This window comes from Pseudomonas sp. NPDC087615, assembly GCF_044743445.1.
GTDB classification, from domain to species: Bacteria; Pseudomonadota; Gammaproteobacteria; order Pseudomonadales; family Pseudomonadaceae; genus Aquipseudomonas; species Aquipseudomonas baetica_A.
Genome location: NZ_JBIUWM010000061.1, coordinates 1 through 12,876, shown reverse-complemented (window position 1 = coordinate 12,876; position 12,876 = coordinate 1). Strand labels below are relative to the sequence as shown.

General features: G+C 59.0%; 13 protein-coding genes, 1 tRNA gene and 2 pseudogenes. 9 read left to right on the top strand and 7 right to left on the bottom strand.

What is annotated here, in order from left to right; genetic code table 11:
* Positions 1-47: 47 nt before the first annotated feature.
* The 4 genes from ACIOU6_RS23550 to ACIOU6_RS23535 form a co-directional block, all read right to left on the bottom strand.
* Complete coding sequence (locus tag ACIOU6_RS23550) at positions 48-308, bottom strand: DUF2164 domain-containing protein (protein WP_221733149.1); 261 nt, start codon at positions 306-308, stop codon at positions 48-50.
* Complete coding sequence (hisH, locus tag ACIOU6_RS23545) at positions 309-947, bottom strand: imidazole glycerol phosphate synthase subunit HisH (RefSeq protein WP_025110934.1); 639 nt, start codon at positions 945-947, stop codon at positions 309-311.
* Positions 947-1,540, bottom strand: a complete 594-nt coding sequence (gene hisB, locus ACIOU6_RS23540) for an imidazoleglycerol-phosphate dehydratase HisB (protein ID WP_016772125.1) — start codon at positions 1,538-1,540, stop codon at positions 947-949. Before hisB ends, hisH begins: the two co-directional genes overlap by 1 nt.
* Positions 1,541-1,824: 284 nt before the next feature.
* Positions 1,825-3,489, bottom strand: coding sequence for an OFA family MFS transporter (locus tag ACIOU6_RS23535; RefSeq protein ID WP_221733150.1), 1,665 nt, complete (start codon positions 3,487-3,489; stop codon positions 1,825-1,827).
* Positions 3,490-3,721: 232 nt separating this feature from the next.
* Between ACIOU6_RS23535 and ACIOU6_RS23530 the strand changes: the two are divergent.
* From ACIOU6_RS23530 to ACIOU6_RS23505, 6 genes and pseudogenes are all read left to right on the top strand, one after another.
* Positions 3,722-4,071 (top strand): annotated as a pseudogene (locus ACIOU6_RS23530) (acetyl-CoA sensor PanZ family protein).
* Between the two features lie 132 nt (positions 4,072-4,203).
* On the top strand, positions 4,204-6,429 hold the full coding sequence (locus tag ACIOU6_RS23525; RefSeq protein ID WP_401139039.1) for an AsmA family protein: 2,226 nt from the start codon (positions 4,204-4,206) through the stop codon (positions 6,427-6,429).
* Positions 6,426-7,493, top strand: a complete 1,068-nt coding sequence (gene mutY / locus ACIOU6_RS23520; RefSeq protein WP_401139038.1) for an A/G-specific adenine glycosylase — start codon at positions 6,426-6,428, stop codon at positions 7,491-7,493. The genes ACIOU6_RS23525 and mutY overlap by 4 nt, the downstream gene beginning before the upstream one ends.
* Positions 7,490-7,762 (top strand): oxidative damage protection protein, encoded by a 273-nt coding sequence (locus ACIOU6_RS23515; RefSeq protein WP_401139037.1) that lies wholly within the window; start codon positions 7,490-7,492, stop codon positions 7,760-7,762. The genes mutY and ACIOU6_RS23515 overlap by 4 nt, the downstream gene beginning before the upstream one ends.
* 103 nt (positions 7,763-7,865) lie before the next feature.
* A tRNA-Phe gene (locus ACIOU6_RS23510) sits at positions 7,866-7,941 on the top strand.
* A 125-nt stretch (positions 7,942-8,066) separates the two neighbouring features.
* The gene (locus ACIOU6_RS23505; protein ID WP_339433543.1) at positions 8,067-8,411 is read left to right on the top strand and encodes a hypothetical protein; all 345 of its coding nucleotides are present in this window, start codon (positions 8,067-8,069) and stop codon (positions 8,409-8,411) included.
* Positions 8,412-8,424: 13 nt separating this feature from the next.
* Here ACIOU6_RS23505 and ACIOU6_RS23500 read toward each other — a convergent pair whose 3' ends face one another.
* The gene (locus tag ACIOU6_RS23500) at positions 8,425-8,706 is read right to left on the bottom strand and encodes a YceK/YidQ family lipoprotein (RefSeq protein WP_401139036.1); all 282 of its coding nucleotides are present in this window, start codon (positions 8,704-8,706) and stop codon (positions 8,425-8,427) included.
* A gap of 116 nt (positions 8,707-8,822) precedes the next feature.
* Here ACIOU6_RS23500 and ACIOU6_RS23495 point away from each other — a divergent pair.
* The 3 genes and pseudogenes from ACIOU6_RS23495 to ACIOU6_RS23485 form a co-directional block, all read left to right on the top strand.
* Positions 8,823-9,254 (top strand): annotated as a pseudogene (locus ACIOU6_RS23495) (alpha/beta hydrolase); the annotation flags it as partial.
* Positions 9,255-9,282: 28 nt separating this feature from the next.
* A complete protein-coding gene (locus ACIOU6_RS23490) occupies positions 9,283-9,696 on the top strand; it encodes a hypothetical protein (protein WP_401139035.1) in 414 nt (137 codons plus the stop codon).
* Positions 9,697-9,702: 6 nt separating this feature from the next.
* Positions 9,703-10,161, top strand: a complete 459-nt coding sequence (locus ACIOU6_RS23485; RefSeq protein WP_401139034.1) for a hypothetical protein — start codon at positions 9,703-9,705, stop codon at positions 10,159-10,161.
* An 82-nt stretch (positions 10,162-10,243) separates the two neighbouring features.
* On the opposite strand, the gene ACIOU6_RS23480 is transcribed toward ACIOU6_RS23485, so the two are convergent.
* Positions 10,244-10,570 (bottom strand): hypothetical protein, encoded by a 327-nt coding sequence (locus ACIOU6_RS23480; RefSeq protein ID WP_221733165.1) that lies wholly within the window; start codon positions 10,568-10,570, stop codon positions 10,244-10,246.
* A 339-nt stretch (positions 10,571-10,909) separates the two neighbouring features.
* Positions 10,910-12,301 (bottom strand): GABA permease, encoded by a 1,392-nt coding sequence (gene gabP, locus ACIOU6_RS23475; RefSeq protein ID WP_401139033.1) that lies wholly within the window; start codon positions 12,299-12,301, stop codon positions 10,910-10,912.
* Between the last annotated feature and the right edge of the window lie 575 nt (positions 12,302-12,876).

The window sequence follows — 12,876 nt, the reverse complement described above, 5'->3', positions numbered from 1 at the left end:
AGCATCTGGCAAACCTTCAAATTTGAATGTTCAGCTAGGCTCGGAAATCAGTTTTTCTCGAGCGCCCACAGGTCGCTTTCGATGCTTTCAAACCGCTCTTTGAGGTGGGTCTGCACATCGAAAATCGCCCTGTTGTAATAGTGCGGAGCGATTTCACGGGTAAACAGCTCAAGAATCTCCGCCGCCTCGAATGACCCGAGGTCAAGTTCGAAACGATCCTCCATGAACCGCTTGATCTTGTGACTGGCCTCGCTCTCCTGCTCGGGAGTGAGGGTCAGGATCGGCGGTTTGGATTTCTTGACGGCCATTTACCAGCGACCATCCCACGCGGCGAAGTTCTGCAGCAATTGCAGGCCATGGGTATGGCTCTTCTCCGGGTGGAACTGCACGGCGAAACGCGAGCCATCGGCCAGCGCCGCAGCGAAATCAACGCCGTAATGACCACCACCGACCACCTGCCGCGCATTGGCGGCGGCGATGTAGTAGCTGTGCACGAAGTAGAAACGCGCCATGTCCGGAATGTCATGCCACAGGGGGTGGCTGACCTTCTGCTTCACTTCGTTCCAGCCCATGTGTGGGACTTTCAGGTGCTCGCCGTCTTCATGCAGGTCTTTGCCGAAGAACTTCACCGCGCCCGGAAACAGGCCGATGCAGTCGACGCCGTCGTTCTCTTCGCTGGTGTCGAGCAAGGCTTGCATGCCGACACAGATGCCGAGGAACGGACGATCCTGGCTGACCTCACGCACCAGCGAGTCGAAGCCGAGGCGACGGATCTCCGCCATGCAATCGCGAATCGCGCCGACGCCGGGGAACACCACGCGGTCGGCTTCGCGGATCACATCCGCATCGCTGGTGATCAGCACTTTGCCGGCACCGACGTGCTCGAGGGCCTTGGCCACCGAGTGCAGGTTACCCATGCCGTAATCGATCACTGCAACCGTCTGCATTACAGAACGCCTTTGGTCGATGGCATCTGCCCGGCCATGCGCTCATCCAGCTCGACGGCCATGCGCAGCGCGCGGCCGAAAGCCTTGAACACGGTTTCGATCTGGTGGTGAGTGTTGGTGCCACGCAGGTTGTCGATGTGCACACTGACCAATGCGTGATTGACGAAGCCCTGGAAGAACTCCTGAAACAGGTCAACGTCGAAGCCGCCGACGGTGGCGCGGGTGTATGGCACATGCATCTGCAAGCCTGGACGGCCGGAGAAGTCGATCACCACACGCGACAGCGCTTCATCGAGCGGCACGTAGGCATGGCCGTAACGACGGATGCCTTTTTTGTCGCCGATGGCTTTGGCGAAGGCCTGGCCGAGGGTGATACCGACGTCTTCCACCGTATGGTGGTCGTCGATATGCAGATCGCCCTTGCATTCAATATCCAGGTCGATCAACCCGTGACGGGCGATCTGATCCAGCATGTGCTCAAGAAAAGGAACACCGATATCAAATCGGGCCTTTCCGGTGCCATCAAGGTTGATCGAGGCTTTGATCTGGGTTTCCAGAGTGTCGCGCTCGACAGAAGCCTTACGTTCGGCCATCACCAGCTCCGCAAAATCATTGGGCGAAAAAGGCAGCCATTATAGGCACGCGGGGCCGAAACAGAAACACGAGACGCAATATGGCTGACGGATAGAACCCCCGGCTGTCGCGGGTAGACATGTCCATACAAGCCATTACAGGCACCCCAAAACAACTGTGGGAGCGGGCTTGCTCTCGAAAGCGCTGGATCAGCCGACATTGATGTCGACGGACAGAACGCCTTCGCGAGCAAGCCCGCTCCCACAGAAGTAAGTGCTGGCCTGAGATCTCTCAGGCCATTGACTCAGTGAAACAGTACCGCTGTCTTTTGCAGGGTCACCCACACACCCCACGCCAACGGAATACCTACCGCCAGCCACGCAGCAATCGCCAGCGGCTTGCTGCCCGGTGCGGCCTTCCACTCCAGAACGGTGGTCCCATCAGCACCTTTGTCGTGCCCCAGAGCCTGTTCGGCAGCCAGTTCGGCGTCGGTCATGAAGTACTTGTCGGCCACCGGGCGCACCATCAGGTTGCACAGGAAGCCCAAGACCAACAGGCCGGCGAGGATGTACAGAGTGATGTCGTAAGCGGCGGCGCGTTCAACGCCGATGCTCAACTGATACTCACGCAGGTAGTTCACCAGCACCGGGCCGAGTACGCCGGCCGCGGCCCAGGCAGTCAGCAGACGACCGTGGATCGCACCGACCATCTGCGTACCGAACAGGTCGGCCAGATACGCGGGAACGGTCGCGAAGCCGCCGCCGTACATCGACAGAATGATGCAGAACGCCGCCACGAACAGCGCAACGTTGCCCAGGTGGCCGAGGTTGGGGATCAGCGCGTACAGCGCAAAACCGAGGGCGAAGAACACGAAGTAAGTGTTTTTGCGACCCAGGTAGTCCGAGAACGAGGCCCAGAAGAACCGTCCGCCGATGTTGAACAGGCTCAGCAGACCGGTGAAACCGGCAGCAATCGCGGCAATCGAAGCCAGTTGCCCGGCGTCCAGTTGACCAAACGGCACGTCAACACCCAGCAGCTTGCCGCCGAATACTTCCTGCAGCAGCGGCGAAGCCATGCCGAGAATGCCGATACCCGCCGACACGTTCAGGCACAGCACCAGCCACACCAGACGGAATTGCGGGGTTTTCCACGCCACATTCACGTGTACATGACGGTGGGTGATCATCGAGTTGGAGGCTTTTTTCGCCGGAGCGGTCCAGCCTTCAGGCTTCCAGCCAGTTGGCGGTACGCGGTAGGCCAGGGCGCCACCGATCATGAACACGAAGTAGATCGCTGCCATGACCGCAAAGCTTTGCCACACACCGACACTTTCAGGCGAGGCGAAGTGACTCATCAGTGCCGTTGCCAACGGTGCCCCCACCATCGCGCCACCACCGAAACCCATGATCGCCATGCCAGTCGCCATGCCGCGCTTGTCCGGGAACCACTTGATCAGGGTCGACACCGGCGAGATATAGCCCAGACCCAGGCCGATACCACCGATCACACCGGAGCCGATCCACATCAGCCAGATCTGGTGGGTATAAATACCCAGCGCCGAAATCAGCAGACCACCGCACCAGCACAACGCCGATACAACACCAGCCTTGCGCGGCCCGGCGTGTTCAAGCCAGCCACCCCAGATCGCTGCCGAGCAGCCGAGGAAGATGAAGAACAGGGTGTAGATCCAGCCGAGCATCGAGATCGGCCAGTCGCATTGCGAGGAAAAAACTTGTGCGATAAAGCTCATGTCCGGCGCGCAAGCCACCGGAGCGGTAATGCCCAGCGCCTTGGACAGCGGCAACCAGAACACCGAAAAGCCGTAGGCCATGCCGATGCACAGGTGGATGGCCAATGCGGCCGGTGGAACCAGCCAGCGGTTGAAACCCGGCTTGGCGATGATGCGTTCCTTGGACAGGAACGCGGGCTGGTCGGCTTTGAAGCCGTCCGCCGTTATGCTCGTGCTCATTGTGTATCCCCCAATTATTAGAATGGTTCGTCAGCCACTGCTCACCCTCGGCCTTATGCACGCAGGCACGACCTTTTTTAAGGTGAAGCTCCTTGAAGGCGCGACGTTAAGTCGCAGAAGGACGGACGAACGCGCGAAGGTTACCATTTGCAGATGACAGAAAAACCAAACTGATATCACCTTTTTTCAGTCTTCTGATGTCCTGCACAAAGCATTTCTCACGGGTAACGCCATGCCGGTCATCCTTCAAACGCTTGAAAACCCCAGTTATCAGGGTCAGCAGGACTTGCAGAAAATCTACCGCGATGCTCCCGCATGGCTGTTCGCGCCGTTTTCCGGGAGAGCTCATCTGATCGAAAGCGCCTGGCTGGTGGTTCATTTATTGCCGGACGTTTCAATGACCGCTTACTCGGCACGGGACGCCTGCAGAGCCACGGCAGCGTCTGATATCTGTCCCATTTGTGCGTGCGAAAAGTTACCCGACGCCGTGGCGTCGCTGAACGATGGGTGAACCAAGCGCAGAAAATGGCGTCGCAAACGGGGGCCGGACTGCGCCTGCCGGCACCCGCCGAACACCTTTAAGCTCAGGCCATCGCCGCCACGCTGCCTGTGCCGCTGGAGGTGTTGGCAACATAGCTTCACACCGAACCGGGCAGATGCGGCGCTATACTCCCCGGCTAAATTACGAATTCGACTAACTACAAGGACTCGCCCATGAAAGCGTTCGGCAAAATCCTGGGTCTGGTACTTCTCGGGCTGTTGCTGATCATTGTGGCGGCAGGTTTTGCCCTGACCCACCTCTTTGATCCCAATGACTACAAAGACGAGATCCGCCAGATAGCCCGCGACAAGGCCCACATCGAGCTGACGCTCAATGGCGATATCGGCTGGAGCCTGTTCCCGTGGCTCGGGCTGGAATTGCACGACGCCAGCGTTGCGACCTTAATCAAACCTGCCGAACCGTTTGCTGACCTGCAGATGCTCGGCCTGTCCGTGCGCGTGCTGCCGCTGCTGCGCCGCGAAGTGCAGATGAGCGATGTACGCGTCGAAGGCCTGAACCTGCGCCTGAACCGCGACAAGAACGGCCACGGCAACTGGGAAGACATCGGCAAGCTGCCGACTGCCGCCGCACCTGCCGGTAGCCCGCCGCCTGCCAGCGAACCCGCTGCCGAGACAACCGCCAAAGCGGAAAAACCGCCGCAGCCGATCCGGCTCGACATCGACAGCCTGACCGTCAATAACGCCCGCGTTGAGTACAACGACGAGCAGACCGGCAAGCAGTTCAGCGCCGAAAGCATCCAGTTGAGCACCGGCGCGGTGCACGATTCGACCAATATTCCGCTGAAGGCCACCGCATTTCTCAGCACCAATCAGCCCGTGCTGCGGATACGCACCGAGCTCAATGGCGAACTGCGCATCGAACGTGCCCTGCAACGCTACAAGTTCGAAGACCTGAAGCTCTCTGGCGAACTGACCGGCGATCCGCTGCATGGCAAAGCCATGACCTTCGCCGCTCAGGGCCAGATGTTGCTCGATAAAGCAGCAAACGTCGCCGAATGGACCGGGATCAAAATCTCCGCCAACCAGTTGCGCGCCTTGGGCGAACTGAAAGCCAACGACCTCGACAAGACCCCACAGATCACTGGCGGCCTCTCGATCGCCCAGTTCGATCTGGCAAAATTCGTCGACAGCATCGGCCAGACACTGCCAGCCATGGCCGAAGGCAGCCTGAGCAAGGTCGAACTGGTCAGCCGCGTGTCCGCTACGCCAACCAGCGTCGCGTTCGACAACATCAACCTGAAACTAGACGACAGCAGCTTCAGCGGCCGAATCGCCGTCGACGACTTTGCCAAGCAATCGCTGCGGGCGACGCTCAAGGCTGACACCTTCAACGTTGACCGCTACCTGCCGCCGAAATCGGCTCAGGCCAATAGCGCCACGCAAGTGCGTCAGGCTGAAGTCGCCAGTACCGAAGCCAATGCCGTGGCCGGCGCCGGCACGACGCCACTGCCGGACAAACCGAGCAAAAGCGCCTGGAGCACCGAGCGCCTGCTGCCGGTGGAACGTCTGGCCAAGCTCGACGTGAATGCCGACCTGACCTTCGGCCAACTGACGCTCGACAAACTGCCCATCCAGAACGCTGCGCTCAAGGCCACCGGCCAAGGCGGCCTGCTGACCCTGAACAATCTGAGCGGCGAACTGTACAACGGCACTTTCGAAGCCAAAGGCACACTCGACGTCCGTCCGAGCACGCCAGTGCTGAACATGCAGACCAAAATCAACCGTGTCCCGGTGGAAAAAATCCTTGAGAGCCAAGGCAAGAACCCCCCGGTCAAAGGTCTCGTGACCCTCAACAGCAACGTCACTGGCAGCGGCAACAGCCAACAGGCGCTGATTGACTCACTCAACGGCAACGCCAGTTTCGTGATCAACAACGGCGTGCTGCTCAACGCCAACCTTGAACAACAACTGTGCAAAGGCATCGCCACCCTCAACCGCAAAACCCTCAGCGGCGAGCCACGGGGCAAGGACACACCGTTCCAGGAGCTCAAAGGCAACCTGACGATGCGCAACGGCATCGCCAGCAACCCCGACCTGAAAGTGCGCATCCCCGGCATGACCGTCAACGGCGACGGCGACATCGACCTGCGCGTACTGGGCATGGATTACCGCGTCGGCATCATCGTCGAGGGCGACACCAGCGCCATGCCCGACCCGGCCTGTCAGGTCGGTGACAAATTCGTCGGTATCGAATGGCCGCTGCGCTGCCGTGGCCCTCTGGAACTGGGCGCCAAGGCTTGTCGCATCGACAACGAACGACTCGGCCAGGTCGCGACCAAACTGGCCGGCGACAAGCTCAGCGAGAAAATTGAAGAGAAACTGGGCGACAAGGTCAGTCCGGAATTGAAAAACGCATTGAAGGGGCTGTTCAAGCGATGAAAGCGGAGCAGTTTTCCACGGCGGTGCTGGATTGGTTCGACCGCCACGGCCGCCACGATCTGCCCTGGCAGCAAGACATCAACCCGTATCGGGTGTGGGTGTCGGAGATCATGCTGCAGCAGACGCAGGTCAGCACCGTGCTCAATTACTTCGACCGTTTCATGGCCTCGCTGCCGACCGTCGAAGCCCTGGCCGAAGCGCCGGAAGACGAAGTGCTGCACCTGTGGACGGGCCTGGGTTACTACACCCGCGCGCGCAATTTGCAGAAGACCGCAAAAATCGTTGTCAGCCAGTACGGTGGCGAGTTTCCGCGCGACGTCGAAAAGCTCACGGATTTGCCGGGCATCGGTCTGTCCACCGCCGGTGCGATTGCGAGCATCAGCATGGGCCTGCGCGCGCCGATCCTCGATGGCAACGTCAAACGCGTGCTGGCGCGCTTTACCGCGCAAGAGGGTTACCCGGGCGAGCCGAAGGTCGCCAAACAGCTTTGGGCCAACGCTGAGCGCTTTACGCCGCACGATCGGGTCAACGCCTACACTCAGGCAATGATGGATCTCGGTGCGACGCTATGTACGCGCAGCAAGCCGAGTTGCCTGCTGTGCCCGCTGGAACGTGGCTGCGAGGCGCACATGCTGGGTCTGGAGACGCGCTATCCGATTCCCAAGCCACGCAAAGCCATCCCGCAGAAACGCACGCTGATGCCGATGCTCGCCAATGGCGACGGTGCGATTCTGCTTTATCGCCGTCCGTCCACAGGCTTGTGGGGCGGTTTGTGGAGCCTGCCGGAACTCGATAACCTCGACGACCTGCAACATCTGGCCGATCAACACTCACTGGCGCTGGGCGAGCAACAAGCATTGCCCGATCTTGTCCACACGTTCAGCCACTTCCAGTTATCCATCGAACCCTGGCTGGTTCAGGTACAGGAGGCCAGCCATCACGTGGCCGAGGCCGACTGGCTCTGGTATAACCTCGCCACCCCGCCGCGCCTGGGCCTCGCCGCCCCGGTCAAAACCTTGCTCGAACGCGCGGCCGCCGTATTGAATGCAGGAGAGTCGCCATGACCCGCACCGTAATGTGCCGCAAGTACAAACAAGAATTACCCGCTCAGGAGCGCCCTCCGTTCCCGGGCGCCAAAGGTCAGGATATTTTTGACCACGTCTCGGCCAAGGCCTGGACTGACTGGCAAAACCACCAAACCCTGCTGATCAACGAAAAACGCCTGAACATGATGAACGCCGAAGACCGCAAATATCTTCAGGGCGAAATGGACAAGTACTTCTCCGGCGAGGAATACGCCCAAGCCGAAGGCTACGTTCCGCCAGCCGAGTAATCCCGCAAAATCGGGGGTCGGATCGTAAGCAACGGAATTAATTTAAGAAATTTTAAAAAAGTCGTTGACGAGAATCCGAAAAACCCTTTTAATGCGCCCCGTTGCCCAGATAGCTCAGTCGGTAGAGCAGGGGATTGAAAATCCCCGTGTCGGCGGTTCGATTCCGTCTCTGGGCACCAAATACCGAAAACCCTGAATCGCAAGATTCAGGGTTTTTTTATGCCTGCGATTTGATGAGGACTGTTATCGACCTCTGGATTCGCGATAACTTGCCCCCCCCTTACGGAAGAGGGTCACCCCGTCGATGAACCAGAAACGAACGCGCATCCCACTGCCCCATCCGCCGCCGTATCGCCCAAGCCGCGCAACTTACTGGCTGACAGTGTTCGTTGCCGTGATGATTGCTTTCGCCATCGGCGCATCGATCTACATGCTGATCGACAGCTGGGTCACTGGCTCCATCACCACCAACAATCGCGGCCCGCGCAGCACCTACACCCTGGCCCTGCAACCTCGGCGGTTTTGGTTCGAGTTCGTTTGGCAAAGCATCGGTACTGTATTTCTGCTGGTTATCGGGGTGTTCGGGCTGTGGGTTTATCGCAAAGTGCAGGAGCCTGTGGAAAAACCCAAAGGCAAGCGCCAACGCTAAGCACAGGTCGCATTCAAAGAGTGTTGACGTAATCGACCGGCAGCAAGACCGTGTCCAAAGCAGCGTCTACCGGCAGAGATACGACCGTAATCAGCGGGCAGACGATCATGAAGTAGCAGATGACAGCATGTGGCATGCCGTCCCCTCCTCTCACGCCAAGCAAGTGCAAGTTGCCATCGACGCCTTTGTAGTAAGGCTCTGCAGAGTCACCGTTCAATCGCCCGATCATCGTTCCACAACCGGCCAACATCAAAACCAGACTGGCTACTGAGCCAGTACGCAAAATCCCTTTCAAACCAGCGCTTCCTTACGTCACAAAACATGAGGCGCGGGATTGTACCTGCGTCCATTTCTTGCGAATGGATTATCGCTATAGCTCTTCATGACCGCGCTGCGTCACGCAACTCTGTTTTTGGTGGCTGCGCAGCGGGACTCGGTGAATCCGGGCTGGTTATCCGACGGCTGGAAGACACGCCGGCGAGTGTCGTGCGCGACTGGAGCACGCTTGCCCCGCGCTATGAACGACGCCCAAGCGGCCGAGCGATGCAGGCAAAAACTGGCCACATGCCCTTCGCCAACGTCCGTGCTAAAACCCTGGCGATCAGCATCAGCTACGACCCTTACGGCACGGTTGCGGCCATCGAACGCCTGCTCGACTGCTTCAGCAACGCGCCAAAAACCCACTTGCGCATCGAGCCGCAGGACATCGGCGAACAACAAGTCGGACATTTCGCCTTTTTTCGCAGCGCATACCAAGCCACACTATGGCCCATCGCTCTGACCTGGCTGCAAACCGGCGAACTGGCCCCCGACACACCCGGACGGCAACTCCCGCGCAGCTGAGCCCCTCCAACGCACGATGGAACACATCATGGCCTCCGCCAACAAGCAGCAAAAACGCGCCGCCCGGGCCAAGACCAAGGCCAAGCAGAACCGCACCAAACGCGCCGAAGCGCCGGTTGAGCTCGATCCGAACGATGACCGCATTGATTTCGAGTCGGTGGACCTGACCGAGCTGTTCAAGAAAATGATCGACGCCGAGAAGATCAGCCAGCAAGCCCTGTGCACCGCGTTCCTCGAAGACCCGCTGCTGGAGCTGGTCTACGAGCAGGAAGGCGAAGAAGGCTCGATGGACTTCATCCTCGCCGCGCTGATCGAGTATCGCCAGTGGTCGCAGGACACCGACGAAGCCGGCGCGCTGGCGTGGATCGAATCGCCGGTCTTCCAGGCCGACTATGTGGCAGCGTCCGACGCGATCGCTGCACAAACCCAACAGAAGAACTGAGTTCCCATGGCATCCCTGAACAAGCAACAAAAACGCGCCAAACGCGCCAAGGCCAAAGCCAAGCAAATCCGTATGGTTGGCCGCAAGCCGCTGGAGCAGGACGACGACCTCGGCCACCTCGCCGAGCCGATCCCGGAATACACCCTGGCGATGTTCAGCAAAATGCGCGACGCCGAAGCGGTCAGCCGTAACGAGATGCTGCTGACGCTGCTCAGGGAACTGGCGTTCATCATCGTCGACCACCCCGACCTGCTGGACATGGAAAACGCCGAAAACGAAGGCATGGCCGCCACCCACCTGGCCGCCGACATGTTGATCGACTACCGCATGTGGGCCGATGGCATGGACATCGAGACAGCCCAGGCCTGGCTGACCGAACCGCAGTTCATCACGGACTTCGGGGTTGCGCTGGATACTTACGGCAAGTCGCTCGATACCGCCGAAGCGAAAGACGAGTCAGTCTGAAACGCTGAAATCTCAGGCAAAAAAAACGGGCGCAATCAGTCATGATTGCGCCCGTTTTTTTGCCTGATCGAAGCGTTGAACCTTAGGCTGCGGCAGCGCTCAAGCGCGGGATTTCAATCCCCAGCTTGGCCGCGGCGTAGTCCAGTTCACCCTTGGCGATGGATTGAGCCTTGTAGCCTGCAGCGATCAAGTCCTGCACGTACAGCTTGTTGTAGATGAACATGAACACGATATTGCTCAAGCCCAGAGTGAAGCTCGCCGCGAGAAACATGATCGCAGCCCACTTGATATCACCACGGAACAATGGCGGAAAAAAACCAAAGAAAAACACGGTCCACGAGAAGCCGATTGGCGCTTCTTTCATGGCACCGGTGTTAGGGTTTTTGAACACAACCGATGTAAACGCCATGCTTATCTCCTTGAAGCCCCAATGAGTTGGCTGAACGGCCGGGCTAACTCCATGCAGCTCTTTTTAACGGCAAGCACGCAAAATCGCATCTGTACGTAGCGTCAGATGAGGGAGCAGACAAGGAAGAATCGAAAGCTTTAGCCAGAAAGGCTGAGGGCGTCGAACAATCCATGTCCTGAAACTCCATCGCATCCCGCAACAGCGAGATACATATTCGTCGCGCAGGCTACTATTTAGCCACCACTGTGTCCATCAAATTGCCAAGTAAAAACGACCGCGATCATCTCTGATGGCGGTCGTCTCTGTGGGTGAGCAACGGTTGACGTGGAGTCAGAACACTCAGCGAGCCACGGCTGCGCTCAACTTCTCGTGACGACGCCGACGCGCCACCAGCAGCCCGGTAGCCACCACCAGCAGGCTCAGCAGGCCGGTCGCAAGGATTTCCACGCGGTGCGCTTCCTGGAACAGCATGATGGTCAAAGCCGCCACGATGAAGATGATCACCGCGTAGGTCAGGCCCGGGAACAGCCACATGCTGAAGACGATTTTCTCGCCGCGAGCCATGCGCTGTTTGCGCATACGCAGTTGCGAGAATGCGATGACCAGGTACACCAGCAGTGCGATCGCGCCGGAGCTGGCCAGCAGGAACTCGAACACGGCCGCCGGCGCCACATAGTTGGCGAAGGTGCACAGGAACGCCGCGCCGGTCGACAGCATCACCGCCCAGTAAGGCGTACCGCTTTTGTTGACGCGAGTCGACATGGCCGGAGCATCACCGCGCTTGCCCAGGGAGAACAGCATACGCGACGAGGTGTAGAGGGCCGAGTTCAGGCAACTGGTGACAGCGACCAGCACCACGATGTCGACGATCATTTTCGCGTTCGGGATGCCCATGCGTTCAAGCACGGTCTGGTAGGAACCGAGGTTGGCCAGGGTCGGATCGTTCCATGGCACCAGAGCCACAACGATGAAGATCGATACGAGGTAGAACAGGCCGATCCGCCAGATCACCGAGTTGGTGGCCTTGGAGATTTGTTTGCCCGGGTTCTTCGATTCCGCGGCCGCAATGGTCACGATTTCGGTACCCATGAACGAGAACATGGTAGTCAGGATCGCGCCCAACACCGCACCCATGCCGTTGGGCAGGAAGCCGCCGCTGTCGAACAGGTGCGAAACGCCGCTGACCTGGCTGTTTGGCAGGTAGCCAAAGATCGCTGCGAGACCGAGGGCGATGAAGCCAATGATCGCCAGCACTTTGATCAGGGCGAACCAGAATTCGAACTCGCCGTAATTCTTCACGCTGAACAGGTTGGTCACCGTCAGCAGCATGGTGATGATCAGCGCGAAAGCCCAAATCCCCACGCCTGGAAACCACGCGTGCAGGATGGTCGCGGCGGCGTTGGCTTCCAGCGGAATCACCAGCACCCAGAACCACCAGTACAACCAGCCAATGGTGAAACCGGCCCAATGCCCGATGGCACGGTCGGCGTACGTCGAGAACGAGCCGGTGTCAGGCGATGCAACCGCCATCTCACCGAGCATGCGCATCACCAGCACCACCAGGGTGCCGGCGGCGGCATAAGCCAACAGCACGGCAGGGCCGGCGGCGGCGATGGCGTGGCCGGAGCCAACGAACAGACCGGCGCCGATAACACCGGCGATCGACAACATGGTCACATGACGCGGTTTGAGCCCCTGTTCGAGGCCGTTGGAGCTTGGGGTACTGCTCATCGGAACTACCTTTGCGAGGAAAGCGATTGCGTCCGGCCCGTCTGGTTTTTTCTTTCTCGTAAAAAGAAACCAACGGGGCGTTCCTTATTCTGCACGCAATATTTGCGCCAAAATGTTTCAACCTCTTTGCTGCCGCGGCTTTGCGCGCGACCGGACGGTCATCGCAAGTCATTGAGAACAATGGCAATTCGCCAGAACGTTACCCTGCGACTCACTTTCAAGACGAATCCGCGCACCAAAAACACACTTAAAAAGTGTGGGATGCACAATAAAAGGGCGAATCAGGAACGTTCGGCCGGATAGCGCTTCCAACACCCCGTCAAAGCTGGCAACATCGCGCCTTTTTTTACGCGACACCCACGGGAATCCACGTTTAAACACCCGTTCGGTTGTTGATGGGGCGACAGTCTGCTGCGCCAATGCGACAACCTGTCACATGCCACCCGTTAACCGCTCGTAGCGCTGTTGGCTGCTATTGAAACGCTATGCTAGCTTGGCCGCCTCGCCAGGAAGGCCAACCAACAGCAGGAGCGCAACATATCTGAGGCCCGCACATGGCTGAGGCCACGCCCGCG

Coding starts and splice junctions, on each gene's coding strand:
- ACIOU6_RS23550 (WP_221733149.1), bottom strand. CDS start 308: ATGGCCGTCAAGAAATCCAAACCGCCGATCCTGACCCTCACTCCCGAG.
- hisH (WP_025110934.1), bottom strand. CDS start 947: ATGCAGACGGTTGCAGTGATCGATTACGGCATGGGTAACCTGCACTCG.
- hisB (WP_016772125.1), bottom strand. CDS start 1,540: ATGGCCGAACGTAAGGCTTCTGTCGAGCGCGACACTCTGGAAACCCAG.
- ACIOU6_RS23535 (WP_221733150.1), bottom strand. CDS start 3,489: ATGAGCACGAGCATAACGGCGGACGGCTTCAAAGCCGACCAGCCCGCG.
- ACIOU6_RS23525 (WP_401139039.1), top strand. CDS start 4,204: ATGAAAGCGTTCGGCAAAATCCTGGGTCTGGTACTTCTCGGGCTGTTG.
- mutY (WP_401139038.1), top strand. CDS start 6,426: ATGAAAGCGGAGCAGTTTTCCACGGCGGTGCTGGATTGGTTCGACCGC.
- ACIOU6_RS23515 (WP_401139037.1), top strand. CDS start 7,490: ATGACCCGCACCGTAATGTGCCGCAAGTACAAACAAGAATTACCCGCT.
- ACIOU6_RS23505 (WP_339433543.1), top strand. CDS start 8,067: ATGAACCAGAAACGAACGCGCATCCCACTGCCCCATCCGCCGCCGTAT.
- ACIOU6_RS23490 (WP_401139035.1), top strand. CDS start 9,283: ATGGCCTCCGCCAACAAGCAGCAAAAACGCGCCGCCCGGGCCAAGACC.
- ACIOU6_RS23485 (WP_401139034.1), top strand. CDS start 9,703: ATGGCATCCCTGAACAAGCAACAAAAACGCGCCAAACGCGCCAAGGCC.
- ACIOU6_RS23480 (WP_221733165.1), bottom strand. CDS start 10,570: ATGGCGTTTACATCGGTTGTGTTCAAAAACCCTAACACCGGTGCCATG.
- gabP (WP_401139033.1), bottom strand. CDS start 12,301: ATGAGCAGTACCCCAAGCTCCAACGGCCTCGAACAGGGGCTCAAACCG.